The sequence below is a fragment of the Desulfosporosinus lacus DSM 15449 genome (genome assembly GCF_900129935.1).
Classification (GTDB): domain Bacteria; phylum Bacillota; class Desulfitobacteriia; order Desulfitobacteriales; family Desulfitobacteriaceae; genus Desulfosporosinus; species Desulfosporosinus lacus.
In genome coordinates, this window is record NZ_FQXJ01000016.1 from 21879 (window position 1) to 45173 (window position 23295).

Here is a 23295-nt window from a genome sequence, read left to right on the forward strand (position 1 = left end):
TCTCAACGTGCGTGGTTCAAGAGATACGGGATCCTCATATCACGTTCAGATTTTCGGAGTATTACTTTGTCTCAATTGTGTTCAGCAGCAGACTGTCACTCTTGAATTCTCATTTATACAATTAATTAACTTTAATTAACCTCTTCCTAAAGTACTCCTCCAACCTCTGATCACACGACCCAACAATCCAATCCTTCTCTTCCTGCGTCATCCTCTTCCAAACATGCCGATTAAGCTCAACATGCTCAATATCCCTGCCGATTCATAAATGCATATCCTTAAACCGCTTAAAGGGATAGCTGCGAGAGGTTTAGTTGGCGCTTAGCCATCGGATGAACTTATCTTTCATATTGGCAGGATTGATCATCTCCCAGCCGTACTGTTTAGCATAGCTCTCTGCGGTTGCTTCCTTAAAATATTTAAAGCTCCTTCTATCCCCCAAGGGCATCTCTAAATCTGGCGTTATCTTACCTTCACGCAGATACCGTTCAATGGTTTCCGATTGCACATCGGCCATTTCTCACGAACTCAAGCTGAGATATCATCCCCCTTTCACTTCATCCTGCCAATTGAATGGATCAATCAGCTCATAATCCGCAGCATTCACTGGAAAATCCAGATAAACAGACGGTTTTTCCCCTCTGGCGATTAAATCACTGTCCAGCTCAAACTGTTTCTGAGAAGCAACTACGTACTCTTCCGCTCTATAATCCTTCAGGTTAAACATCCTGTTCAGAGAGTAAGGCATGTTAAACAAACCAGCATTATCAATAAAATCATAGACCATTAGGTAATCCTTACCTGCACAATGCGTATCCCTCAACCCAGTTGCTGAACATAAAGTGTCTTGGAAAGCGGCGGTCTGCCATAACAAGACTTTTGTTTACCTAAATAAATATCTTGTTATTTAAATATCTGTTGTTCACCCTGTTGACGAAGAAATTCGATATAATCTAAATACTCCAAAGCCTTTTTTGCTTGCTTATTTTTGCTTTGTCCTTTTTTATATGCTAGTGCTATTAGTGCATATTCATTTTCTAACAAGGTGTCAAAGACACCTTGGTCATCAGTGTTAATGGATACACTAAGCGATACGCTATTTCCAGGTGGTGGATTAAATTTGAAAATAGGATGCTCCTCGTATCGATCGATAGTGCCAATCAAATAATTAGATGAGGGATTGGCTTCTATAGCAATGCCTTTTGCTGCAATTTCTTCCATCATCTTATTCTGCACATGACTTACCAGGTCATCGTACTGTTGTGGAACATGAAAGATTTCCAGTTCGTTTCCTTTTTGCCGTACATCATAATTATAATAGTACAGATAATTTAGAGATCGATATAGCTCATTATCCCGAAGCGTTTTATCTATATGCTGGTTTAAACGATATTGATCCTTCGGAAGAAAGGAATTCCCTCTTAACAAATCGTCTTCAAATTCCTTATTGCTCAGTAAATAAATTTCAGGGCGATCCCCTCGAAGTTGCCAACTATTATAATAATCGCAAATTTTAACCTTTTTCTGATCCTTATTGCAGTAAATTATTTGATAAATTTCCTTAAAAAGTTTCTCTAATTCAATGCGTAATTTGGACGCAATATGAATCTTATATGACTTTGCCTTTTCTAATAGCCAACAAATATTATCCAACAGATCTTGCCTTTTTAAAATAAGTTTCCCGTTTTTTAAATAATAATATCTTTGCGGATTGACACCAAGTGCAAGTGCATGCCCGAGTCGGCTTCCTTTTCCAAGACCACAGAATAACATAACTTCATCAATCGCTCGAAGTCCGTCAACAATGTCAAGAAAATCCTCGCCAACATGATAGGTGGTGTGCAATTTACGAGGGGGAGGAGCCTGAAGTGTTGGGAAAGCATATTCGTAATTACAATGAAGGTCTGTAAGCCTTCGAAAACTTTCAGCAAACACTTCAGGTCTGCAGTCAATTTCATTAGCACAAGCATCAATACCCTTGACGCGATCACGGCAAAAGTGATCTCTTAGCATCAAATCCATAATCCCCTTCGTTCTTATATATACATCACTACGAATATCCCTACCACGTACACTAGGAAAATTAAATTTTTTCTCTAATCCTACGGCGGCTTTTGGAAAATGAAGCACATAGAAAAGTTCTTTTGGAGGGGTGGGCTTTGGAGGCGATTGTTTGCTCCATATATCTTGAATCCCTTCTTTTGCTTTAATAGAAGCATAATTATCTATACTTTGAATTACTTTGCAATTATCGGCTCCGGTTTTCTTAGGGCAGATACGCGCTTCCAGTGATATAATTTTCTGATAATCAAGAGTGGCGTTTACGGCGAGACGGACAAGTTCATATTCATATTTAGGCGATTCAAGAAAAATCTCTTTCCTCTTTTGATAATTATCAAAATTTTTAAACCCTCTTTGCCCATTAACTTGGACAAGTACACTTCGGAACCGAGTGCGCAGCAACAAATATGCGTAGAAGAGATTTTTCTCACATTCGGAGAAACTTCCGTTAAATGCGCAAGTATAACAGTCATACAGTAGCTTACGCTCTCCGGCTAATACCCGGTTATTTCCATCATTATGGTGTGCAATTGAATCTGTTGTATATGCATAATCCAGCACACCATTTTGAGATTTATGCCCGAAAAGACCAATGCCCGCGTTTATACGGTTTTGTAATTCATTCAAGTTAGAGGCGGCATCTAAATCTGGAATACCTGGCTTGCCCAGACCAAAGAACTCACCTAGTTCTTGGCTTAACTTTCGATCTTGTATTCTTAAAAAGAAATAATACCGCAGTAGGGCAGCATATTTACAACGATATAGATGAACGTCCTGGCAATTGAGCGCCTTGAACTGTTTTGAGCGACCGAAGATATGATTCATTAGAGAGATCCAATTCAAAGTGAAAATTTGTGTGGAACCGTTCAAATGAAAGTGATTTTCCGCTATTCCTCTAGCCAGGATCTCGTGTAATTCATGATTATCGGTTTTAATAATAGCTGGCCAACTGAAATTTGTTCTTTCTATACCTTTTTTATAATCCCACCTAGCAAGAAAAGCTGTAGTAAGTAAATCCTGTCCCAAATGAAAAGATAAGTCCCTCCACCGTAATAGTTCCTTGAATTGGCAAAGTATTTCTCCTTTGTTTATAACTAGCCATTGTTTTGATATTTTGTAAATTATCCCAAAAACCCCATGAGGATTATACAATTTATCACGAAGTTGTATACAAATGTTATCCCATTCATTTTGTGTATAGTTATGGAATACTTCATTTGCATTTCCTATGAATGTTTCATCACTTATAGTCTTATAACTATCGAAAATTGACTGTTCTGATGGTTGAGGCTCTCGACAAGCAGTCTCTATTATTTGCTCGGGGTTAACTTTTGTAAATAAAAGTTTGAGGCAACTTCTTTCAATATCCATTGCATACTTCCCTTTATTTCCTACTATTGTCAATAGTATTAAGTATTTCTCTTGCACAACCGTTATATCTACCTAACATTGCAGAACTAATGATCTCGCTATTTCCTTTCTCCATAACCATAAGTGCACTTTCTACGTAGAGATCCTGAACCTCTATCTTAATACTACTGGAGAATTGAATTGGTGAAGTTTTTGATTGTTCATGGAACGCAATATTTCTTGCTAGGTTTAAATCGTGGTTTCTCAGATAAAGTACGGTACATTCTTTGGTGATAACTCTTATATCTTGTAATTTTCCGGTATATGGATTTTCCAATATGCTATTAATTTTATTTATATATTTCCTCTTAGATACATCTAACTTTTGTGATTCTAGATCACCTTTTTTCGCATCAAATTCTTCAAATTTCGAGCAAATTTGTTCTCTAATATCTCCATCTATTATAAGGTGTTGGATTTCTGAGCCATTAGAATAATAAGGTAGTTTGGAAAAACAACTGTCCAATATATCAAGATTTGTACGCATGTATTCCGAAGCACTTTTTACCTCAGACTTAATATCCTTTCCTTGAGCACATACAGACTGGATGTACTCCATTACCTCGAAATTTATGATAATATGCTCAGCCATTTTGCGATTAAAAGATTGCTTGATCCTGTTGCATGCATCCAAGTATTTCCCACTTAAGTGAGTAGCATCAATTTTCTGAGGTAGATAATCCGTATCGATACACGTAATTAATAGGTTATCAATATGAAAATATGCACTTTCTTTTTTCTGATTGTTTCTTGGATTTAATGGTTGTTCGTAAATGATATCCCCTGCTTTTGAATCTTTATTAGGGAAATCACACATAGCAGCCATCAGGATTATATCATCTGTATTGTAGGATTTATCAATGGAAAAGGAAAAAGCACCTCGGTCATCCCTCAAAGTGGATGCAGTTTTATAACCCCAGAGACTATCTCCCACGAATTTATGAATTTTATTGGATTCAAGCGATAGTGCGTTTGTATCTTGAGTTAGCAATAGTTTATGCATGATAAGAGTGTAGCTCGTCTTAATCGCAAAAACCAACTTTACTGCCTGCTCGTTGACAAAGCGGTGTGAGAGTACATTTAATAATGACAAAATATCTCCGACACTATGGCTGAGTGGATTAACTTTTTTTCTTGACAAGGTGTCTTTCCAAACTTCTATTGTATCCTTTGTAGGCATTAACGGCGAACGAGGGTCCAACGTATACATGGTTTTGGAATCGGTATTCTCTATAATATCCATAATCCGATTAGTAATATATAAGTGTTTACGAAAAGTATTTTCTTGGTAAAGCTCAAGAATAATTTTACTATTTCCATAATCTAAATAATTTGGCACCCAAGTATTAATAAGGAACGTCTCAAATGTATTGAGATTGTCAAGTCGTGCATTTGGGTCTTCTTGGCTAGTCAAATCCTTCATTTTACCCAATACGCATAGCAGGCTAACTAGCTCGCGCAAAGTCTGAGGAATTATGGGATGAAGGCCTCTACCTTTCTGGGGAGGAATAAAAGCAATTCCTGTTTGATCATATATAAACCTAAGAATAGTTTCCTGTATTCCTTTGCCAGCATATTTCTGCAGAATGTTATGTATTGTACCATCTTTCTTAGGGCCGTAAATAAGTAACACAGGATCCACGAAATTTTCTTCCATTATCTGTACATTCGGAAGTGCTATTTTTCTACCGTCCGGAATGAGTTTGTCCACGTACTTTGCAGCCATCGTTGCCGTTTCTGTCGGATTAAGCCGGTCAGATCCGCGCATTTCACTTAAGTCACTCCAATATTTTTTTTCCACACACATTTTTAGCTGTTCAATCCGCATAGCCATAATGATAATGACATGAGGAATCATTAAGTATTTACGAATTTGCTCCGCCATCTGGAAGGCATGGTCAATATTAATATCCAAATCGTCAATGGGCACGACTAGGAAGTACTCATTTAAATAATCTTTTTCGCTTTTAGTTGTCTTTTTACAAAGATTCAAGTAATGTTTAATCAACTCCAGCATATTATCACGAAGACTGGTTCCATCACTCATACAAGAGAGTTCTTGTAAGTTGCTCTCGTAGTCCTGCTCAATATTACGACGCATTTCGATGTTTCGGCTTAGACATAGGTTCTGGTAAACCCGACCAAACAGCTGGAACATTTGGTTTTTATCTTCAATTGTTACATTGCTATCGCTAAATTTGCACAGTATTTCAAATTCTTTAAATAAGCGTGCAACAATGACTTCCAGAATGTTGCTTATTGAGTCAAATGACGAGGGGTCAATTTGTCCAATCTGTTTAAAAACGCATTTTCTAGTTTTTGAATGAAATTTAAAATAATCGGATACTTTATCGGGATTAGTCAAAGTGTTTGTAAAGGAGACCATCGCACTGCTTTTTCCCTGTCCACGTTCACCAGTAAATGCAATAATGTTGTTTAAATAATCCACAACCCCTGCTTTGTCTTCTTTGTCTGCTTGAAGTGAAGCAATAACAATTTCTTCTACAATTTGTGCTGCTTGATGATAAGCTTTTATGAAAATATCTTTTGGTAATATTGTGTAGTTGTAAATTCTGAATTCATTTCCTTGTTCTACAATAATCTCGGACAAATCCATACCTTCTTTCATTTATGAAACTATTTATTATGTGTTAATTTCTTCTTTATTGCTATACCCTTCCATGATTCCTTGATTATTTACATGTCTGCATCAGTACAATCATGGAAACCTGTGGAAGTATCAAAATACAGATAACCTAAATTCTCTATAACTATATTTGCTTTTTAAAAAGATACAACCAGAAAAACAGCAAGGATCTTTTGATATTTATCGATTGCGTACAAGCTGAGAAACGATATTATTTAATCGTTCTAAAAGGTCGTCATATGTCATAATATCAACAATGTTTTTATATTGCCTCTTTACTATTTCAAAATCATACTTTTGTTTTTTTGTTAAATTGCTACTTCGCCCCAATATAAGCATACCTTGAGGATTTACAATGTGTATGCCTACGCCTTTTGGTAAATCTTTTTCAAATTTTATGGTTAGCGTTTTTTCTCCTGCATCTCCCCAATGGCTCAAACAATAGACATATTTTTCGATTTGTACAATCGCTCCGGATAAATCACGATCTGGCACATAGTTATTTCGATACTGCCCAGTGGTTATGACACGTTGTTTATCAGGTTTTTTAATTTCCAATATATCTACAAATCCTCCTGCATCTATTAGAGTAAAGTCGGGACGTTTATCATGATTTCCAACCCCTCTTATGGTCACTTCTCTTTTGGCTAAAATATATTTGGGGTAAATTAGCCGAACAATGTCGCAAACCATCACTTGCCATTGTTTTTCAGCGTATGCTTCTGAACTATTTAACATTTCTACCATAAGTTCTAGAGAGGATTTATATATAGCAAGGTTAATTGGAACAATATCTCTATAAAGATGTGGTGCTTGTAGTATTGTCTTTTTATTTAGATAGCGTTGAAAATCATAGTCTACATTCCCTACCTCATCAAAATAGTTGCGTAAAACTTGTGCAACGCGTGCATGTGCATACTTATTTAGTTCAGTTGAATTAGGGAACTGACTTAATAAACGCTCGAATGCTTCAAGCGGAAAGAATCCTTCTTGGCTTTCGTCGCCACCGATGTATATATCTCTTGAGATCAATTTATCAATTTTGTTAAGAATAGAAATATTACGGTGCGCCACAAACATTTGAGGGCTAATTGTTATATCTTTAGCAATATAAAATGTATGTTCTGTGTTAATGATTTGCTTATCAAGCATATAGTAACTGCCGCTCTCTGAACCAATGATAAAAGAAAACATTTCATCAGAATAATCGTCATCTTCCTCATGTTTGTCAGATCTTTCTGTGACTTCATTTGCTTTCTTCACCCAAAAGCTATGCTTAATTAGCATATCCCCATCTTTATCTAATTTGGATCGAAGGCCCTCAAATCCGTAGTCTGGAGTATAATCTAATATTAATTGTGAATTTTTCTTTCGAAATGAGATATTCATTTGTTTCTCCCCTATGCCTTAAATAAAGGCTCCTTAGATCTTTTATCATTAGCTTTACAATATTCTCAATATTTTTATAATACACATTCCGGGAATTGGGTTAAACTTCGCTGATCTAGAAAATACTCAAGTGTTGGGGTTTTATCACAGATCGCGTATATATAAAATTTTGTAGTTTCACCTGCTCTGATAAGGCGATGGTGTCCTTCGCTTTTCCAGTTTTCTGAACATATTGATATAGCTGTTTGATTGGGTTGTCATCGTCTGAGACCTGGATATCCCCATTTTCATAAAGATCTAAAATTTGTGACATTTCCGCTGACTTCATTGAACCGGATACTACACCTCACAATTGATTCCCTGCTGTTTAAACAAGGCAGAAATCTCCTGAGCGTGGTGTACGGAAGCGCAGAATACCACGGTTTTTTTATCACTTACATAGTTCAGATAGGTTTCTGCAATGAGCTTATTTCTCTCCGGCACAAAGAGTTTGCTTTCTAAGTCCTGAGCGTAATATTTAATGCCATTGATCCTCACCGTAGAAAGATCAACATTGGTCTTGACCCGGATACACCTAATAGGAACAAGTTCCCCTAATTCCACGGCTTGCTGCAAATCAAGTTTATGGGCCACATTCTTAAAGTCCTCAAGAATACTCTCCCCATCTGCTCTGTCCGGGGTAGCCGTAAGCCCCAGAGTGAACTCAGGTTTAAAATAACTCAAAACCTTCCTATAAGTATCTGCCGTTCCATGATGGCATTCATCGACAATGATATACCCAAAGTCTTCCGGCTTAAACAGTTCAAGATTTCTGGCAACACTCTGAATGCTACTGCAAACAACATAAGCGTCTTTAGCTTTTCTTCAGCTACATAAAGGCCTGTCTCCACCTGATCCCAAAGTTCTTCAAATGTGCCTTTAGCCTGGGTTATTAGTTCTTTGGTATGAGCCAAAAACAGGGTTCTTTTTCCCAGACGTTTGGCATCACTGACTGCAGTCACAGTTTTTCCGGTTCCCGTGGCATGATAAAGCAGAGCGATACTCTCCCCTTGCTCACGCATGGTCTCTAGGCTGTCTAAAGCAGCTTGTTGATGCTCACGCAGTTCAATGACCTTGCCCTTTTGCTTAGGCAGATAATCCTCCAGCATTCTAAAGGAGGGTATTTCCCCGACAAAAATCCGCAGCTCGTCCTTGACCTTCTCAGGATGGTGCTTCAGTTGGTTGTATACCCAGCGGTAAACCTTCCAGTTATGATAGATCAGGCTGTTTTGCTTGGTAAGGTCATCATAATATTTATTGGAAGAAACCTTATTGGGATTATGATAGGTTTCACCATCGATCTCGATGGCTATTTTTAAGTCTTCACTTTCCAGCGCAAAGTCAATGGAGCGTCTATGTCCATAAATATCTGTGACGGGATACTGAAGAAATAGATACTCCGCTTGATCCGGACCAAAGGTATCACAGAACAGCTCGACAAAGAGATCTTCGGCGACACTACCCAGGCTTCCCTTCTGCTTGATCTTTTCTGTCAATTTGAATTCAACCCCTCAATCGTCGATTACTTCTTTAAGCAGGAGCTTATCCCGGAAAGCACCTCTTTCCTCGACCTTTTGCTTTCTGACATCCTCGAATTCCTGTCGAGAGACCCCTTTATAATCCAAGATGGCGTAAACGACTTCAACTAAATCCGCCAGTTCTTCAACCCTTTGGGTGTCCAGATATTCCTGAAGCTCTTCCCCTAACTTGGCGTTTAATAAATCCAGGTATTCTGGGCCTGAAACCTTTTCAATAATAGCTTTCTTACCGCTGTCTTCGATGATCTGGGGTATCTTGTCGCGAATCAGTTTATTGTATACTTTTACCTTCTCTGATTTGCCGTCACGGACTTCATTCTCGTCTTTTACTGGAATGGTAATGAACCCATCCTGATCATCACCGAAAACCTTCCCCTTATGATTGGCGAGCCAATACGAGGCGTAAGCACATAAAAAAGCATCCAGCTTGTCTTCAAGGTTCTTATACCCCTTCTTTGACATAGCCTGAATGCCTAATGAATCACTGAAAAAATCTTCTATATTATGGACGGGGGGATTGAAATCACTCAACCTCTTTAAAAGGTTAACCATCCGACCCATCTCCGTTTTAGTTGTTTCAAATTTGATCTTATGTTTGATTTTATATTTAACAGGAAAAGCATCGGGAAAAAGACCTAAAGTTATTCCCGTGGGAAAGGTTTCGATAATCACGTGCTTTTTATTGGTTAAGTGACCCGAGAGAGAAAAAGCCGGCATCCGCTTTTTAATAGCTTTTACGACCTCTTCTCCTCTAACTACTCCGTAGTGGTTTAGCATAAAGCTTTTACTACAATTGAAAACAGACAGATTTTTACCATGAATTTTCTCTCTCATAATAGCTCCGTCACAGTATCTGGAACCTGTTTCGTTATTCACGATTAAGGGAGCATCAATCCCCACGATAGCTCCTTCTTGAGCATGCTCTGCAACGATGGCAGCAATCATTTCGTCGCTGAAAACTTGGGACTCACAATAGACGATTTCCCCATTGTCAGCGATCACACAAATTCCCGATTCATTGGCATAGGTCCATGCTAAGTCGATTCCGATATAGTGCATTGATTAACCTCCAAAAGCCCTTGGCTTTAAATCCATCTTATATCACAAGATATCCTACAGATCTTCATTGAACCGAATTCGAATTAGTCAACGTTAGACTTATACATTCCTTTTTCGCCGAACTTCTCGTTTTTCCTTCCACCAATCGCCAAATCTTTCAAAAACTATGCATAGAGCGCCAGTCAGTCTAAAATCTGATTGGCGCCCTTTTTTATTTTTAAGCCTTGGTGTATTCTTTCTCAGTATAACCGAGTAGGCTTAATAGATTTTGGTTTTATTGACTCAATCCTTCGGTGCTTCTCCTTAACAGCACACAACGGCCCCGTCGAGTTGATTCAGTTTGTTTTTCTTTTCTCATAATGTTTTAAAACTTTAGCGATGATCTTAACGAACAAATTAAAAAAAATAATACCTATTAAAATGTATATCCAAACATCAATGACTAGCTCATAATCTCCATGCATATCCTTGGGCAATAATAACAATGTTAGCCATGCAATAAATTTTCCACCTACATGAACTGAGGATATAAGACCAAATACAAATGGTACATAAGAGGGTACCGTCTTATTGTTTTGAAACAGTTCATACATGAAATATATGATACACTGTACTGCTGTGATTATGAGAGTTATATTCAGATAATCTGTCATCCAATTTAGAGGAATAGCCGTTACTATAAGAATAGCAATGCGTATTTTCAACACAGTGACCCCCCTACTTATGGTATTGTTAAGAAGAGGATGCTTTTTGCATCATCCTCTTCTTCATTTATTTTAATTATACACGCCTTCAGTTCTGAAAAACGCATCTATTACAGGTGTAAGGGTAAGTATTTTATCGCGAATTAGTTTATTGTAGACTTTTATCCTCTCTGATTTGCCGTCACGGACTTCATTCTCGTCAATTATTGGAATGGTAATGAACCCATCCTGATCATCGCCAAAAACCTTCCCCTTATGATTGAAGAACCAATAAGCAGCGTAAGCACATATAAAAAACCCGGCTTCCGCCCAAAGACACTGTCTTCGCACGAGTTAACCATCTTGCAGCCTCAGCGCGAGCGAAACCGTTGGTTGCACTTATGCTTAGAAAGTATATAACGCAAGTTTATACTTTTCTGCTGAAGATTTTGTATCTGTTATGAAGGATTAGTAAAATAATCAGGTATTTGAAGGGAAAGGCCTCTACCAAGGGGTCTTTTAGAGTTTTTGAGTTTTATAGCGATTATAAAAAGGCTAACGCGAGATAACAAAAGCTGTCTCGCGTTACTTCATTTTTCTATGTTCAATCGTGATATTAAAAATTAATCCTTACTCATGGATTTCAGCAACTTCTGTAGATATTCTATTTGTTCCGGCGAAAGCTTTCGTGCTGTATCCACCAGACGGCGAAGTTCCGGCTCAAGCTGCGGGCGTTCCTCGGCAAAAAATTCTGTAAGCGTAATATTGAGAGCCAAACATATCTTTTCAATCGTGATAGCGTTTGGTGATTTTTTCCCAGCTTCTATGTCGCTAATTGTAGTTTGCCCAATCTCCGCAATATTGGCCAAATCTTTTTGACTTAACTTATTCTTTTTTCTTAATTCCAAAAATTTAGAGCCATAATCGATTCCCATTATTTCACTCCTATCGCTAAAGCAATTATAACAAATAAAAAAGCCACTCCATAGCACGCTAAAGCGGTTGAAGTATATCGCAAAAGCAATTATAATTGTTGATAAAAGGAAGTATGGTGTATGCAAAATCTAAACTATCTTCGAACCAAACAAAAATTGTCTCAGTCTGAGCTTTCCAGACGTTCGAGTGTTTCCCAAACCTATATTTCTGAACTGGAAGCCAACAGAAAACAGCCTACCTATCCTATCCTGAAGAAACTCGCTGCCGCTCTCGGTGTTAGTATTGCCGAACTGATCGGAGAACAATCCCCTGAACAGCGGGAGGAAGACGATGTCCAGACAAGACCTCAGTGATTTTGAGATTGGCTATGAATATGTCCGTAAGCGCTATTCTTTTTTGGCCAAACATAGCTCCCAAGATTTATGGAAACTGGGAACCGCTTATCTGCAGACAAGGGGGGCTAATGCGGAGCTTTCCCGAGGCATGGGCTTCTATTTCCTGGAGTTAGGAATTAAAACCCGCCTTGCTGAGATTATCCCGGACAATTAGATAACTTGGCTGCGCCCACACAGGCGCTACCATAACATCCCCCGGCTGCAACCGATTTCCTTCAGCCGGATGACGGATCAAGCGAGCTGAACCGGAGGCCTGTTTGACAGAATATAAATAGACTTTTAGTCACAAAAAGAAACAAGCCCTCCCCATGGGCCTGCTTCGCATTTTCCTTTCCTCAATGATCCGTTTTAGTTCTTCAATTTCGTCTTAGAAAGTTTTTCCTCCTTAAGAAAAACCACTAACATGGGTTGAAGGGCTCTGCCAAAATTCTTTTCACAAAGTAGTCTTTACAACTCCAGACTATTCTAGTAGTATGTATTTATACTATTAGAATAGTCTGGGGGTTTTAATTTTGGCATCTCTAAAACTTTTTGACAGCGAACTCAAAATCATGGACATTGTGTGGGATAAGGAGCCCGTATCGGCCAAGGAAATTTCTCTTATCGCTGCCGAAACAATCGGCTGGAATAAGAATACAACCTATACGATTATTAAAAAACTGATGGATAAACATGCCCTTCAACGGACTGAACCAAATTTTATCTGTACTTCCCTGGTCCCAAAAGCAGAGGTGCGCAAGGCTGAGACCCAAAGCCTTATCGACAAGTTATATAACGGCTCGAAAAAAGCCTTTTTCGCCTCCTTCATAGAAAATGACCTTACTGAGGATGAGCTGGAGATGTTGAAAAAAATGATAGAAAAGAGGTAGTCCATGCTCGCTGAACTGTTTTACTGGGTACTTAATATGAGTATCCTCGGCAGTGTTGCCGGATTGCTTGTTTTGTCCTTGCGCAAACTCAAAATTCTGCCGCGTTTTGCTGTCTATGTCTTATGGCTTCTTCCTCTGATCAGGTTCTGGCTGCCTTTTGGCATTGCTAATCAATACAGCCTGCTAAACTTGATTTCTAAATTCACCACCAAAACAGTGCTTATCCGCCAGGAACTGCCTCAGATCACAACCACCAACAGTATAATGGCAGCCAAAAACTATTTCCCTCTGGAATACAAAACCGACCTGCTTAAAAACCTGCTTAATGTGGCATCGCTGATTTGGATTATCGTTTCCTGTGCTGTCATGCTGAGCTTGGTGCTGCTCTACTTCTTGACCAAATCAGAGTTGAAGACGGCGCAGCTGATAAGCGGCAAGATCTATCAATCGGACAGAATTACCGCTCCCGCTGTCTATGGTATTATTCAGCCCAAAATCATGATCCCTGCCCAAATAGCTGCCGGGGATCTGGACTATATCCTGCTCCATGAACAGGTGCATATTGCACGCCGAGACAATCTCTTGCGGGTCATAGCCTTGCTGACGGCCTGCGTTCATTGGTTCAATCCCCTATCCTGGGTATTCCTAAAATACTTTTTTGCCGATATGGAACTGGCCTGTGATGCCAAGGTTATCAAAAACCTCGATGAACACCAGACCAAGGAGTATGCCCTCGCCCTACTCACCTGCGCTTCCGGCAAGGCTTTCTTCGCCTCGGAATTTGGCGGAACCAAAACAAAGCTGCGCCTTGAAACTATTCTTTCCTATAAAAAGCTTACTCTCTTTTCTTCGCTCTGCCTTGCTGCCTTGCTAATCTCCCTTGCTGTCATCATGATCACCAACGCCACTGTCTAGGAGGTGCTGCTGTGAAACGAGTTTTCTTAATCATGCTGATTCTTTTCTTGCTGCTGACGGGTTGTACAACGCCGAACAGCCACAACAGGCTTAAGGCAGACAATGTTACCCTAGGTATGGTTTTTCCAGTTATGTAATGTTTGGAGCGGATCAAAGGATCGTCGATAACTTCCTTAGTCACTTCAACTCTCTCAGCTTTGAAAGAACTGCTAAGCAAATGGATCTGTCAACTGCCTTTCATGTCTATTTTTCCTATAAGGGGAAGGGGGTTAAAAGCTTCTGGGTTGATTTCCGCTCTGTTGTTCATTAGTCTTTGCATTTTCGCCTGTTTTACCGCCTTTTACAGAAACGGCACCCTCCATATTTCTTCTTTATCTGCCCTGCTAATGTCTGGATTCTTTACAGTGTTCGGCATTACCGTCGGTATTTATACCGCTCGCTGTTTTATGGAAAAAGCCCGCTGTTTTCCAAGACCATACCTGCCTTATCTGCTTCCTTGACAACACTCCTCATGTATATGGGAGAGCTGGTATTGATGGATGGGGTTCTCTTTATTTATGGCCAGGGGTTCTTCTATGAATCCTTAGAGACAATTCCTTTCTCCCCCGTCGACCTTGTGATTATTCTGGGCTCCGGTGCAATTACCTATATCTTTATGCATACAATAATTCTATATAGCAAAGAATAATGTTCCCCTTTTTCGCCAAATTTCTCGCTTTTCCTTCTACAGATCACCAAATATTTCAGCAAGCCATCGTATGCTGGGTGTCGGTCAAATTCGTCACCGGTGACGAATTTGGATTATCGTAACTGTCAGGGAAGGCAAGTAGTATTGTCAGCGGGGCAACGGAAATATCAAATATCTTCACAAAGAATGGGACAATGTTTAGTAGTTTTGGCCCGGAGATTTTAATCTCCGGGCTAATCGTTTGACAAAATGATGGATGTTGGACTTTAGAGGAAATGATGGATGAGATATGTTTGGGGGAGGTTAACCTTGCCATGGGCTGTTATTTCTCTTTCTTATCTCAACAATGAGTTGTTGCATATGCAATACCGAAATAGTGACTCTGAGCATTTGGCTTCCCCATTCATCTGAATCTCGCTAAAATTTCATACATAATACTTAGCACCGAGTCTGAAACTACCGCCTGTCCGCCAAGTGCCATAACCCCACCTATTTTACGTTGGTTTGTAAGCAAAAGGTCGTTTGTTGAAAACGATAAATCTTGATTCACCAATAAAATTGGGCTATTTGTACGGGCCGCCAGCACAGACCCCGCTAATGCATCAGAAAAGTTTTCTCCGGTTGCTACAAAAACAGTGGCTATATTGGCATTCATCCCTCTGGCTACTTCAATCGCAGTATCATACTTAGTGTCCCCATAAAAACGTCTTACCCCCGGAAGTTGTTCTTCGACTTCCGGACCGATTACAGCGGAACCACCCACAATCGTTGTTTCCTTCACTTGCAAATCATTGAGCGCATTCTGGGTATAAATAGGAAGATTGTGAGTTCTGGTCAATAAAATTGGTATATGCTGGTTGGCAGCAAGCGGTGAAACAGACAGTGCATCCGGAAAATTTTCGCCATAGGCAATGACTGCCTTACCTGGTGATACCAGGTTGTTTTCCGATAAATAACCGGCTATTTCAGCGGCTGTCTCATATTGATCATACCCCCCGATCCGAATAACATTCTCATATTTATCCCTTAATTGTTGCTCAACCTTAGACGACACTACTCCCGTACCGCCCAGAATATAGATTGTCTTAGGGTTAAGTCTTTTCAGTTCATTATTTGTTGAAGAGGGCAAAGTATTAACCTCAGTGAGGAGAATAGGAGCATTAAATGCGGCAGCCAGCACACTTCCCGGTAAAGCATCTGCATAGGCGTTTTCATTGACAATGACTGCCGACAAGGCGCCAAAATTCCATCCTTCCTCAGAAATCGCAACTGCTGTATCCAGTTTGGTCTGTCCTGCCAAACGATAAAAATACGGTTCGTGCATCAACGATGTTGGTTCAAATACGTGAGAAGTCAGGCCGTTGCCAACCTGTCCAAATTCATTGTACCCCCATCCGTATGCGTGAATTACATCTTTATATACACCACTCACTAAGGTATGTCCGACTCCTGCCGAAATTTTCATAGCGTAAATATTCAGCACAGTAGGAGTTGCAATAAACTGAGCGGGACTGTCATTAATTTGTTTAAATGAATTATCTCCCCATCCATAAGTGGCATTTTTAATGCCCGCAAAACTTTGATTATAACCTGCGGTAATTTGCCATGCACCCTGCATCCCCTTAGCCGGTTGAGGGAATGGGGTATATCCCGTAGTCTGACCGTTGCCAAGCTGACCATGATCATTATTTCCCCATGAAAAGACACTCCCGTCCGAGGTCAAAGCGAGACTGTGTTCCCATCCGGCAGCAATTTCAGTTACATTATTCAGTTGAGCCACTTGAACCGGAACAAGGTGACCGGTGGTTGTGCCATCCCCTAATTGACCTCGATTATTATTTCCCCAGGCCCAGATTGTATGATCCGCCTTGAGGGCAAGAGCATGTTGGCCGCCTGCGGCAATCGCCACAATTCCACTTAGGCCTTTAACCTGAACAGGAACATTTTGGTTTTCGGTAGATCCATCACCCAATTGCCATTTATCGTTATCACCAAAAGACCAAACCGTTCCATCATTTTTAAGAACCAGACTAAAGTTGTAACCTGCTGCAATTGCAACTGCATCTTGAATTCCCGGAATTTGGATTGGGGTTAGACTATCCAAATTATTTGCAATACCTAGTTGACCGGACTCATTCCCCCCCCATGCTAATACATTTTGGCTTCCGGTGAGAGCCAGACTATGCCCTCCACCTGCAGATACCGCTAAAGGATAATTGGTCATCAAGGGAAATACGGATACCGGACTCATATCTGTGGTGCCATTGCCGAGTTGTCCATGAGAATTGTCTCCCCATGCAGCCACTTGGCCATTACTATTGACCCAGAGGGAATGAAAGGCGCCGGCACTAAAATAATTGAGAGTTCCAGCTTGGGCTCCAATAGGTTTAGACTGAACTGCCAGAAGAGTAATAGTATAAGGAGTCTGCATAATCTCCCCACTCTTTGAACTTAAGATTACCTGCACGTAGTGAATAAGTCATGCCTGGGATCAATTCGGGCAGGGTCAATAAGGAACTAACCCCATACGTTGATGGAAATGTTATACCATCTACTGGGTGTCCTTCATTATCATATAAAGTAACGGTTTGATTATTTACTGAGGATAAATCGACATTGTACATAGACAAATTGATTTTTGCGTCTTTTGTTGGAATCGTTGAACCATTAAAAAGTCTCTTATATGTGTTAACATTATCCACCAAATAAACGGATGAAACACTCGGTGCATTATCATTTGCAGCTAATAGCACGCCACTGGGGATTAAGAGTAAGTTAACCATCATTAAACTTAATACCAAAGTTGACAGACGAATTAATTTCATGATGTTCCTCCTGGTTTTTAGCAGTTTTACCTATACAGCGTAATTAATAGTTCGTTTTTAATTTAATTACATCCTTTAGGTAATTATTTCCCAACCGAAGGAACGAAATCTGATTGGAATAAAGAGGTATGAAAAAGAAGATTAGGATTGTAGTTAATACAAATATCTTTATTAATTCGTGGTTTTCTAATAAGTACTTATACTGTGATGCAGTCATTGATTTGATCAGGAGTTAGGAATTAAAAACCGCCTTGCTGAGATTATCCCTGACAATTAGATAACTTGGATGCCCCCACACACACACGAAGACACTGTCTTCGCACGAATTAGCCCTTCTTGCAGACACTGTAACTATCTATCCCTTTGTTCCTTTATTTATAGAATATGTGTCCAGACTCATAAAGGGGATAAACCTCATATAAAATGCCTATTCCAAATTGGACTTCGCCGTCCATTTTAGAATAGGCATCGTCTTCTGCCATTCTTATATCTTTAGCAGCATAAAAGTCAAACCCCTTAAGCTTCTTTTCGACTTCTACATTTATAACTTTCCAGCTTCCTCTATTACATCTTGCTTTGCCTTGACTTGCATATACAGATACATTCTGATATCCCTTACGAAAGAAATATTCTTGTACCGCCTTATCAACACCGGCCGCATCACCAACAATAACGTTCATTTGCATGGAATAAATATTATGAAGTCTTTCCTCAACACGCTTATTAAGCTTAGAAATTGCCCTAGGTCCAGCAATAAATAATTTACCTTTTTAGGGTCTGTTACGTATATTTTCTATACCAAGAGAGAACCTACAAATTAGTGCGTTTCTTCCTCTCTCGGCATATCAGCTCAGCTAGCCAAAGGACATTGGTGCCAACTATTTGAACAGGAAGCTCGCCAACCCATTCTAACTGATAACGGCCCACAATTTATATGTAATGCGTTTGAAACAGCATGTGAGACCCTGAGAGTAGAGCATGAAGGTATATTTAGCACTAGTAATGGAATGAGGTATCGCCTAAATATATGAACTACTTTTGGACTAACACAATATGGTATGTTTTATTAGGTATTTTGACTTTAATCGAATTAATTTTTGTTATGGTTAGAGTGGAAAACCGCAAGCTAACGATTGCCTTTTACCTGACTTTATTGGGTATTGTTTCTTAATTTTGAAACGATAATCTTTATTTTTATGGATGCGTATGCCGCAAATATAATATACCAATAATACTTTAAATTAAGAACTGCAACCAAAAGTGCTGTCGCTGATACGGAAGTCTGAGAAAAAAGATTTCCCATAAGCATATCATCAATTGGCATTGGTGGGTTTTTGATTATCATAGGATAATACGTAATGTATGGTATTATCGAAGAATTGTTTTTGTCTTTAGGCATCTATAGTCATAATTGGTATCAAACCTGGATGACTGTCGTTTCGTTGCCTATATATTTCTGGGTAGCAAAAAAAATGTATGAGAAAATCATCAGAGGTATAAAGCCGTTATTTTACTATGGATATATTTATTTGGGGTTATTTCTCCTTAGTAGTGCTACCCTAACACATATGTTTTTTATATTGACCAGACATCAGGATTTCAATGCAACATTATTCCCCAATCCAGTTACTAGCCGATTCCTGTTATTCTTGGTACATTTTCATCTGTTATCTATTCCAATAATGCTTATATATTTTTTAAGATTTAATTTCATTTGGAAATCATTGGTAATAATAGCGCTTTACATACTATATTATATTGGTTACAAACTAAATCTGATTTGGATTAAGGAAGGCTGGTTTCTGCCAGTTTCTACAGCAAATATTTTTGGGATGTACCTATCTGTGGTTATCTTGGATAAATTATATGATTCAAACAGAAAACAGAAGCATGACCGAAAATCCAAGATAAATTAATAATAGTGTCATGATCGAGGGTTACAATTCACACGATTCCAGAATGACCTTATTTTGCTTCATACTCCCGATGACAATTCCCAAGGTGGTGAAAATAAGGGCCAGAATATGTATCCAACCAATTGTCTCATTTAAAAAGACGACACCACCGATCATACCCGCAAAAGGCAGACCGTTTAAAAACATAGCCGTTCTGTTGGCACCCAAATGTTTAATACCATCATTCCAGCCCAATGTACCTAATGCTGTAGCTCCCCAGGCTGATAATAATAAGATAAGTATAGCCGTTGAGGATAAATGAATCTGTCCATAAACCGAAGGCCCCACGGAAGCCAGCGTTCCAATATTTAATAATACTCCTCCTATTAAGGTAGAATAGGCGGTTACTACTAAGGTTGGAATCGTCGTTTCCAACAATTTTTTGATCAGCAAACCCCCAATGACATAGGTCAACATGGCTAACAACATAATGACATCTCCGATTAACGAAAATTCGAAAGAGCCATTTGGGGATTTCGAGAATACTACTAAAACAACCCCTGCAAATCCTAAGAGAATTCCGAGTCCTAAATTCCTTGTAAATTTTTCGCCAACAAATATGGATGCCAGAAGCGCAGTCGTCAGAGGATTTAAGCCAAGAATAAGGGAAGCATTTGTGGATGACGTTACAGAAACTCCATAGCCCAACAGCAACTGATGTATGCAAACAGAGATTAATCCAATCCATAAAAGCAATCCCCACTGTTGTTTAGTTGGATTATACACCCCATATTTTTTAAAAACGAAAGCTAACAAAATAATTCCCGCAAGGGGCATTCTTATTGCGGCTACCAATATTGGCGACATCTGCTGTGTTAGGAACTTAATCATTACAACATTCAAACCCCACGACATGACAACTAACACCAATGTCAGATAAATTAGCTTCTTTCCTGTTGGCATAGTGATTATCTCCATCCTTTAAGTAACTTCAACATGCAGAGTCCATACAATCCTTTTGGCTCTTCTGCAATTCTAGATCCGGATGAACATTATCGAGCTCTTCCCCAGGCACGTCAAACACGGCATTCTCAGCCGCGGGGTTAGGGGTCTCGGTAAAGTGTTCCGGCAAACGGTCATTAACCTTTGTAAAGCCAGCAGCTTGATTAAACCCTCGTTCCCACTGGATTGTGTTCCTGGCAATTGCCTGCAGATCCTCAAACACATAGTCCGTGCCTAATTGAGCGTTAACCAATTGACAGAGGATTTCCGGATGAGCTCCTAAGACCCCCATGGAAAATAAGCACAACCCTAAATCGTCATAAATTGGCACAGTATGCTGCGCCTTCTGAGAAAATGCTGCCTGTCCCTCACGGGAGTTATGTTTTAAACCCGCTCGGATGGAATTTCCGGCAGTATGATCGGCACCCATTGGGGAGGTGGCATAGGTCACTCCTGTCCCTTTAATGGCCCGCGGCTCATACGCGGCCATCGCCTGCCCTTTGACGACTGGGACTTCAAGCACCCCTAAAACCTTGCCTGCCAGCATTGCCCCATTACCCAAAACTCTTCCTGTCAAGGTTGCCTTGCCGATTTCTTCCACCATGCGGATGGCCCCCTCCTGGTCCCCAAAAGGAAGAAGTCCGCCTGCCATAGCCACACCAAGCGCCGCGCCTGTTTCGATGGTATCCAGTCCATAGTCGTTACACAAATAATTAAGGCGAGCGATGACATCGAGATCCTCAATTTCCAGATTTGACCCCATAAGAGCAATGGTCTCATATTCTAAAGGGGCCACTAGGTCTTTCCCTTGCTCGTCCACATAAACATTCGAACACTTGATCAAACAGCCCGGCATGCAAGCATGCTCGGGCTTTCCTTTGCGGACGAGGATTGTTTCACGCAGGGTTTCCCCACTAATTTTGTCCGCTCCTGAAAATCGCCCCGTCGAAAAGTTGCGCGTTGGCAGGCCCCCGATGGCGTTGGTCAGATTGACTAAAGCTGCTGTCCCAAAGTCCGTATAATTCTTAATCACGGGAGATGTTTTAAGCAGCTGTGCATATTCTTGAATCACACGTTTAAAAGCCTCAGGTCGTTTGGGCTCGATGCTTCCCAGGCCTGTATCATCAATGACCAAAGCCTTTAGCCCTTTGGAGCCCATAACCGCCCCAAGACCACCGCGACCACTGTACCTGCTTGGTACTCCTTCCGTGTCCGTATTGGCAATTCCCGCAGCCAGCAGGCGATTTTCACCGGCCGGTCCTATACAAGAAACGGCGACCTTTTCGCCAAAATCTTGTCTCAAACGGGCCGCGGTCTCATACACCCCACAGCCCCAGTAACCCTCGGCGGAAAGGAGTTCGGCCCCGGTTGCCGTAATCTTTAAGATGTATTTTTGAGCATCCTTAGGAAGGCCCTCGATAATCACCGCTTGATAGCCGAGCCGTGCCAGCTTTATGCCGACAACCCCTCCTCCGTTACTCTCTTTAATCCCGCCTGTTAATGGACTTTTACCGCCAATTGAAATTCGCCCGGAACTGAAAACTTTACTGCCGCCAAGCAACCCTGGGGTAAAAATTAACGAATTATGCCGCCCTAAAGGCTCACAGGTTGCCTTCACTTCGGTCAACATATATTTAGCGATAAACGCGCGACCGCTCAGCAGGCGATACTCTTCTTTGGGCTCCTCAGTCACGACGCTTAAAGTTGACATATTAACTCGTAAGATTTTGCTCATCTGCATACCCTCCTGTCGTCTTTGTTGTGCCAATTTCTATCTTGTTTAGCACATATCCTACAATAAGCAATCAGTTCATCATCAAAATTTATTGAAATTTTTTAAAAAAACCTCACCCTCAAATGTCTGACCTAGGTCCTATAATATAGACCCTATTATAACGCTTTTTTAATTATGAAATCAAAAAGTTTTTGTATTCCTCAGCTTTGCATGTTACAACAACAAAAAAATAAGGCATCGATTTGTTCAACCGATGCCACCATGACTATTTTTTCTTACCGTCCATGTCTGTAAATCAGTGAAAAAGCTTTCTCTTCTATATTGTCAATGTTACGCGGGATGTAAAGTTATGCTTCAGAGCTGACCAAAGGCAAAAGCCAATGCTTTAAGTACGCCCATCTCGGTGTTCTTAGCCGTAACCCAATCGGCCTTCTGCTGAACAGGTTCCGGTGCATTGCCCATAGCAACCCCAAAGCCTGCATACTCTAGCATAGACACATCATTATAATGGTCACCAACCGCCATAATTTCGCTCCTTGAAATTCCAAGATGCTGAGCAACAGCTTTCAAGGCCAGTCCCTTAGTGGCATGCTTGTCGACGACTTCAAGAAACCCTTCTCCACTCAGAACAAATTGATAATAATGTGAAAAGTTCTCTTTATAGTATCCCAATAACTCACCAATACTTTCTGGCTGACCCGCTATAAGTATTTTCATGAGAAGTCCCAGCCCGCCGGTCTCGCTGCCGGAGCTGGAAGAAATCACTGACCAAGATTTCACCGCCTGAACAGGAACCTTTTCCATCCGTCTGAGGAACTCTGCCCATAGGTTTTGTTCTTTATTTTTAAGATTCTTTTTAATGACTATGCAGTTGGCGTAGTAGAGAGTTATCTCCATTCCTTTTTGTTCTGCACATTCAATAATCGATCGAATATGATCCCATTTGAGTGGCCAGAATCGCCCATTCTTTTGTCCGTCTTGCTTATAACATTGGATCCAGGCTCCATTGAAGGCGATGAGCGGCGCTTTTGTCCCAATGAGACGAGCATATTCTTGCAGAGAAGGAATATGTCTTCCTGAAGCAAGGGTTATTAGAGTTCCTCGCGCTTGAAGACGTCTTAATGCTTCAACAACCTGAGGAGGAATCAGCATATTTGTATCAACTAATGTGCCGTCAACATCAAGACAAACTAATCGAAACAAGATGTA

At 40.2% G+C, this 23295-nt stretch carries 24 protein-coding genes; 6 read left to right on the top strand and 18 right to left on the bottom strand.

What is annotated here, in order from left to right; all coding sequences use genetic code 11:
• Positions 1–310: 310 nt before the first annotated feature.
• The 11 genes from BUB11_RS29175 to BUB11_RS18850 all read right to left on the bottom strand — a co-directional run bounded on the left by BUB11_RS29175 (position 311) and on the right by BUB11_RS18850 (position 11761).
• Positions 311–517, bottom strand: a complete 207-nt coding sequence (locus BUB11_RS29175; protein WP_073031295.1) for a hypothetical protein — start codon at positions 515–517, stop codon at positions 311–313.
• Between the two features lie 24 nt (positions 518–541).
• On the bottom strand, positions 542–874 hold the full coding sequence (locus BUB11_RS29180; RefSeq protein WP_242947611.1) for a hypothetical protein: 333 nt from the start codon (positions 872–874) through the stop codon (positions 542–544).
• Positions 875–903: 29 nt separating this feature from the next.
• Positions 904–3432: a hypothetical protein gene (locus tag BUB11_RS18815; RefSeq protein WP_073031464.1), complete on the bottom strand. Its 2529-nt coding sequence runs from the start codon at positions 3430–3432 to the stop codon at positions 904–906.
• A 13-nt stretch (positions 3433–3445) separates the two neighbouring features.
• A complete protein-coding gene (locus tag BUB11_RS18820) occupies positions 3446–6100 on the bottom strand; it encodes a hypothetical protein (protein WP_143187656.1) in 2655 nt (884 codons plus the stop codon).
• Positions 6101–6298: 198 nt separating this feature from the next.
• Complete coding sequence (locus BUB11_RS18825; protein WP_073031298.1) at positions 6299–7507, bottom strand: Shedu immune nuclease family protein; 1209 nt, start codon at positions 7505–7507, stop codon at positions 6299–6301.
• Between the two features lie 339 nt (positions 7508–7846).
• Positions 7847–8335, bottom strand: coding sequence for a DEAD/DEAH box helicase (locus BUB11_RS29185; protein WP_486598920.1), 489 nt, complete (start codon positions 8333–8335; stop codon positions 7847–7849).
• Positions 8227–9042, bottom strand: a complete 816-nt coding sequence (locus tag BUB11_RS29190; RefSeq protein ID WP_282434024.1) for a DEAD/DEAH box helicase family protein — start codon at positions 9040–9042, stop codon at positions 8227–8229. The genes BUB11_RS29185 and BUB11_RS29190 overlap by 109 nt, the downstream gene beginning before the upstream one ends.
• A 15-nt stretch (positions 9043–9057) precedes the next feature.
• A complete protein-coding gene (locus tag BUB11_RS18835) occupies positions 9058–10143 on the bottom strand; it encodes a DUF429 domain-containing protein (RefSeq protein WP_073031299.1) in 1086 nt (361 codons plus the stop codon).
• Positions 10144–10478: 335 nt separating this feature from the next.
• A complete protein-coding gene (locus BUB11_RS18840) occupies positions 10479–10847 on the bottom strand; it encodes a hypothetical protein (RefSeq protein WP_073031300.1) in 369 nt (122 codons plus the stop codon).
• 72 nt (positions 10848–10919) lie between these two features.
• Entirely contained in the window at positions 10920–11177 is a 258-nt protein-coding gene (locus tag BUB11_RS28440) for a hypothetical protein (protein WP_073031301.1), read from the bottom strand.
• Between the two features lie 272 nt (positions 11178–11449).
• Positions 11450–11761, bottom strand: a complete 312-nt coding sequence (locus BUB11_RS18850) for a helix-turn-helix domain-containing protein (RefSeq protein ID WP_073031302.1) — start codon at positions 11759–11761, stop codon at positions 11450–11452.
• A 120-nt stretch (positions 11762–11881) separates the two neighbouring features.
• Here BUB11_RS18850 and BUB11_RS18855 point away from each other — a divergent pair, with 120 nt between their 5' ends.
• The 6 genes from BUB11_RS18855 (at position 11882) to BUB11_RS28445 (ending at position 14629) form a co-directional block, all read left to right on the top strand.
• Entirely contained in the window at positions 11882–12115 is a 234-nt protein-coding gene (locus BUB11_RS18855) for a helix-turn-helix domain-containing protein (RefSeq protein ID WP_073031303.1), read from the top strand.
• Positions 12093–12311, top strand: coding sequence for a hypothetical protein (locus tag BUB11_RS18860; protein ID WP_073031304.1), 219 nt, complete (start codon positions 12093–12095; stop codon positions 12309–12311). Before BUB11_RS18855 ends, BUB11_RS18860 begins: the two co-directional genes overlap by 23 nt.
• 358 nt (positions 12312–12669) lie before the next feature.
• Positions 12670–13026, top strand: coding sequence for a BlaI/MecI/CopY family transcriptional regulator (locus BUB11_RS18870; RefSeq protein WP_073031305.1), 357 nt, complete (start codon positions 12670–12672; stop codon positions 13024–13026).
• A gap of 3 nt (positions 13027–13029) precedes the next feature.
• Positions 13030–13941: a M56 family metallopeptidase gene (locus BUB11_RS18875; RefSeq protein WP_073031306.1), complete on the top strand. Its 912-nt coding sequence runs from the start codon at positions 13030–13032 to the stop codon at positions 13939–13941.
• An 11-nt stretch (positions 13942–13952) separates the two neighbouring features.
• Positions 13953–14078 (top strand): hypothetical protein, encoded by a 126-nt coding sequence (locus tag BUB11_RS28850; protein ID WP_282434025.1) that lies wholly within the window; start codon positions 13953–13955, stop codon positions 14076–14078.
• Between the two features lie 380 nt (positions 14079–14458).
• On the top strand, positions 14459–14629 hold the full coding sequence (locus BUB11_RS28445; protein ID WP_242947612.1) for a hypothetical protein: 171 nt from the start codon (positions 14459–14461) through the stop codon (positions 14627–14629).
• 403 nt (positions 14630–15032) lie between these two features.
• On the opposite strand, the gene BUB11_RS18885 is transcribed toward BUB11_RS28445, so the two are convergent.
• The 7 genes from BUB11_RS18885 to BUB11_RS18915 all read right to left on the bottom strand — a co-directional run bounded on the left by BUB11_RS18885 (position 15033) and on the right by BUB11_RS18915 (position 23289).
• A complete protein-coding gene (locus BUB11_RS18885; protein WP_073031307.1) occupies positions 15033–17060 on the bottom strand; it encodes an RCC1 domain-containing protein in 2028 nt (675 codons plus the stop codon).
• The gene (locus tag BUB11_RS18890) at positions 17017–17454 is read right to left on the bottom strand and encodes a hypothetical protein (protein WP_073031308.1); all 438 of its coding nucleotides are present in this window, start codon (positions 17452–17454) and stop codon (positions 17017–17019) included. Before BUB11_RS18890 ends, BUB11_RS18885 begins: the two co-directional genes overlap by 44 nt.
• 371 nt (positions 17455–17825) lie before the next feature.
• Complete coding sequence (locus BUB11_RS18895) at positions 17826–18134, bottom strand: hypothetical protein (protein ID WP_143187658.1); 309 nt, start codon at positions 18132–18134, stop codon at positions 17826–17828.
• 470 nt (positions 18135–18604) lie between these two features.
• Positions 18605–18853 (bottom strand): hypothetical protein, encoded by a 249-nt coding sequence (locus BUB11_RS27170; protein ID WP_143187659.1) that lies wholly within the window; start codon positions 18851–18853, stop codon positions 18605–18607.
• Between the two features lie 538 nt (positions 18854–19391).
• Entirely contained in the window at positions 19392–20312 is a 921-nt protein-coding gene (locus BUB11_RS18905; protein WP_073031311.1) for a DMT family transporter, read from the bottom strand.
• Positions 20313–20340: 28 nt separating this feature from the next.
• Positions 20341–22086, bottom strand: a complete 1746-nt coding sequence (locus BUB11_RS18910; protein WP_073031312.1) for an aldehyde ferredoxin oxidoreductase family protein — start codon at positions 22084–22086, stop codon at positions 20341–20343.
• Positions 22087–22440: 354 nt separating this feature from the next.
• Positions 22441–23289 carry a Cof-type HAD-IIB family hydrolase gene (locus tag BUB11_RS18915; protein WP_073031313.1) on the bottom strand — a complete coding sequence of 283 codons (849 nt, stop codon included), beginning with the start codon at positions 23287–23289 and terminating at the stop codon, positions 22441–22443.
• Positions 23290–23295: the final 6 nt, after the last annotated feature.

Bases quoted from the DNA above. Each gene is read 5' to 3' on its own strand.
- BUB11_RS18905 (WP_073031311.1), bottom strand. From the start codon at position 20,312: ATGCCAACAGGAAAGAAGCTAATTTATCTGACATTGGTGTTAGTTGTC.
- BUB11_RS18820 (WP_143187656.1), bottom strand. From the start codon at position 6,100: ATGAAAGAAGGTATGGATTTGTCCGAGATTATTGTAGAACAAGGAAAT.
- BUB11_RS27170 (WP_143187659.1), bottom strand. From the start codon at position 18,853: ATGCCTAAAGACAAAAACAATTCTTCGATAATACCATACATTACGTAT.
- BUB11_RS18875 (WP_073031306.1), top strand. From the start codon at position 13,030: ATGCTCGCTGAACTGTTTTACTGGGTACTTAATATGAGTATCCTCGGC.
- BUB11_RS18825 (WP_073031298.1), bottom strand. From the start codon at position 7,507: ATGAATATCTCATTTCGAAAGAAAAATTCACAATTAATATTAGATTAT.
- BUB11_RS18895 (WP_143187658.1), bottom strand. From the start codon at position 18,134: ATGAACGTTATTGTTGGTGATGCGGCCGGTGTTGATAAGGCGGTACAA.
- BUB11_RS18860 (WP_073031304.1), top strand. From the start codon at position 12,093: ATGTCCAGACAAGACCTCAGTGATTTTGAGATTGGCTATGAATATGTC.
- BUB11_RS18815 (WP_073031464.1), bottom strand. From the start codon at position 3,432: ATGGATATTGAAAGAAGTTGCCTCAAACTTTTATTTACAAAAGTTAAC.
- BUB11_RS18850 (WP_073031302.1), bottom strand. From the start codon at position 11,761: ATGGGAATCGATTATGGCTCTAAATTTTTGGAATTAAGAAAAAAGAAT.
- BUB11_RS18885 (WP_073031307.1), bottom strand. From the start codon at position 17,060: ATGCAGACTCCTTATACTATTACTCTTCTGGCAGTTCAGTCTAAACCT.
- BUB11_RS18890 (WP_073031308.1), bottom strand. From the start codon at position 17,454: ATGAAATTAATTCGTCTGTCAACTTTGGTATTAAGTTTAATGATGGTT.
- BUB11_RS18855 (WP_073031303.1), top strand. From the start codon at position 11,882: ATGCAAAATCTAAACTATCTTCGAACCAAACAAAAATTGTCTCAGTCT.
- BUB11_RS18910 (WP_073031312.1), bottom strand. From the start codon at position 22,086: ATGAGCAAAATCTTACGAGTTAATATGTCAACTTTAAGCGTCGTGACT.
- BUB11_RS29175 (WP_073031295.1), bottom strand. From the start codon at position 517: ATGGCCGATGTGCAATCGGAAACCATTGAACGGTATCTGCGTGAAGGT.
- BUB11_RS28445 (WP_242947612.1), top strand. From the start codon at position 14,459: ATGGGAGAGCTGGTATTGATGGATGGGGTTCTCTTTATTTATGGCCAG.
- BUB11_RS18835 (WP_073031299.1), bottom strand. From the start codon at position 10,143: ATGCACTATATCGGAATCGACTTAGCATGGACCTATGCCAATGAATCG.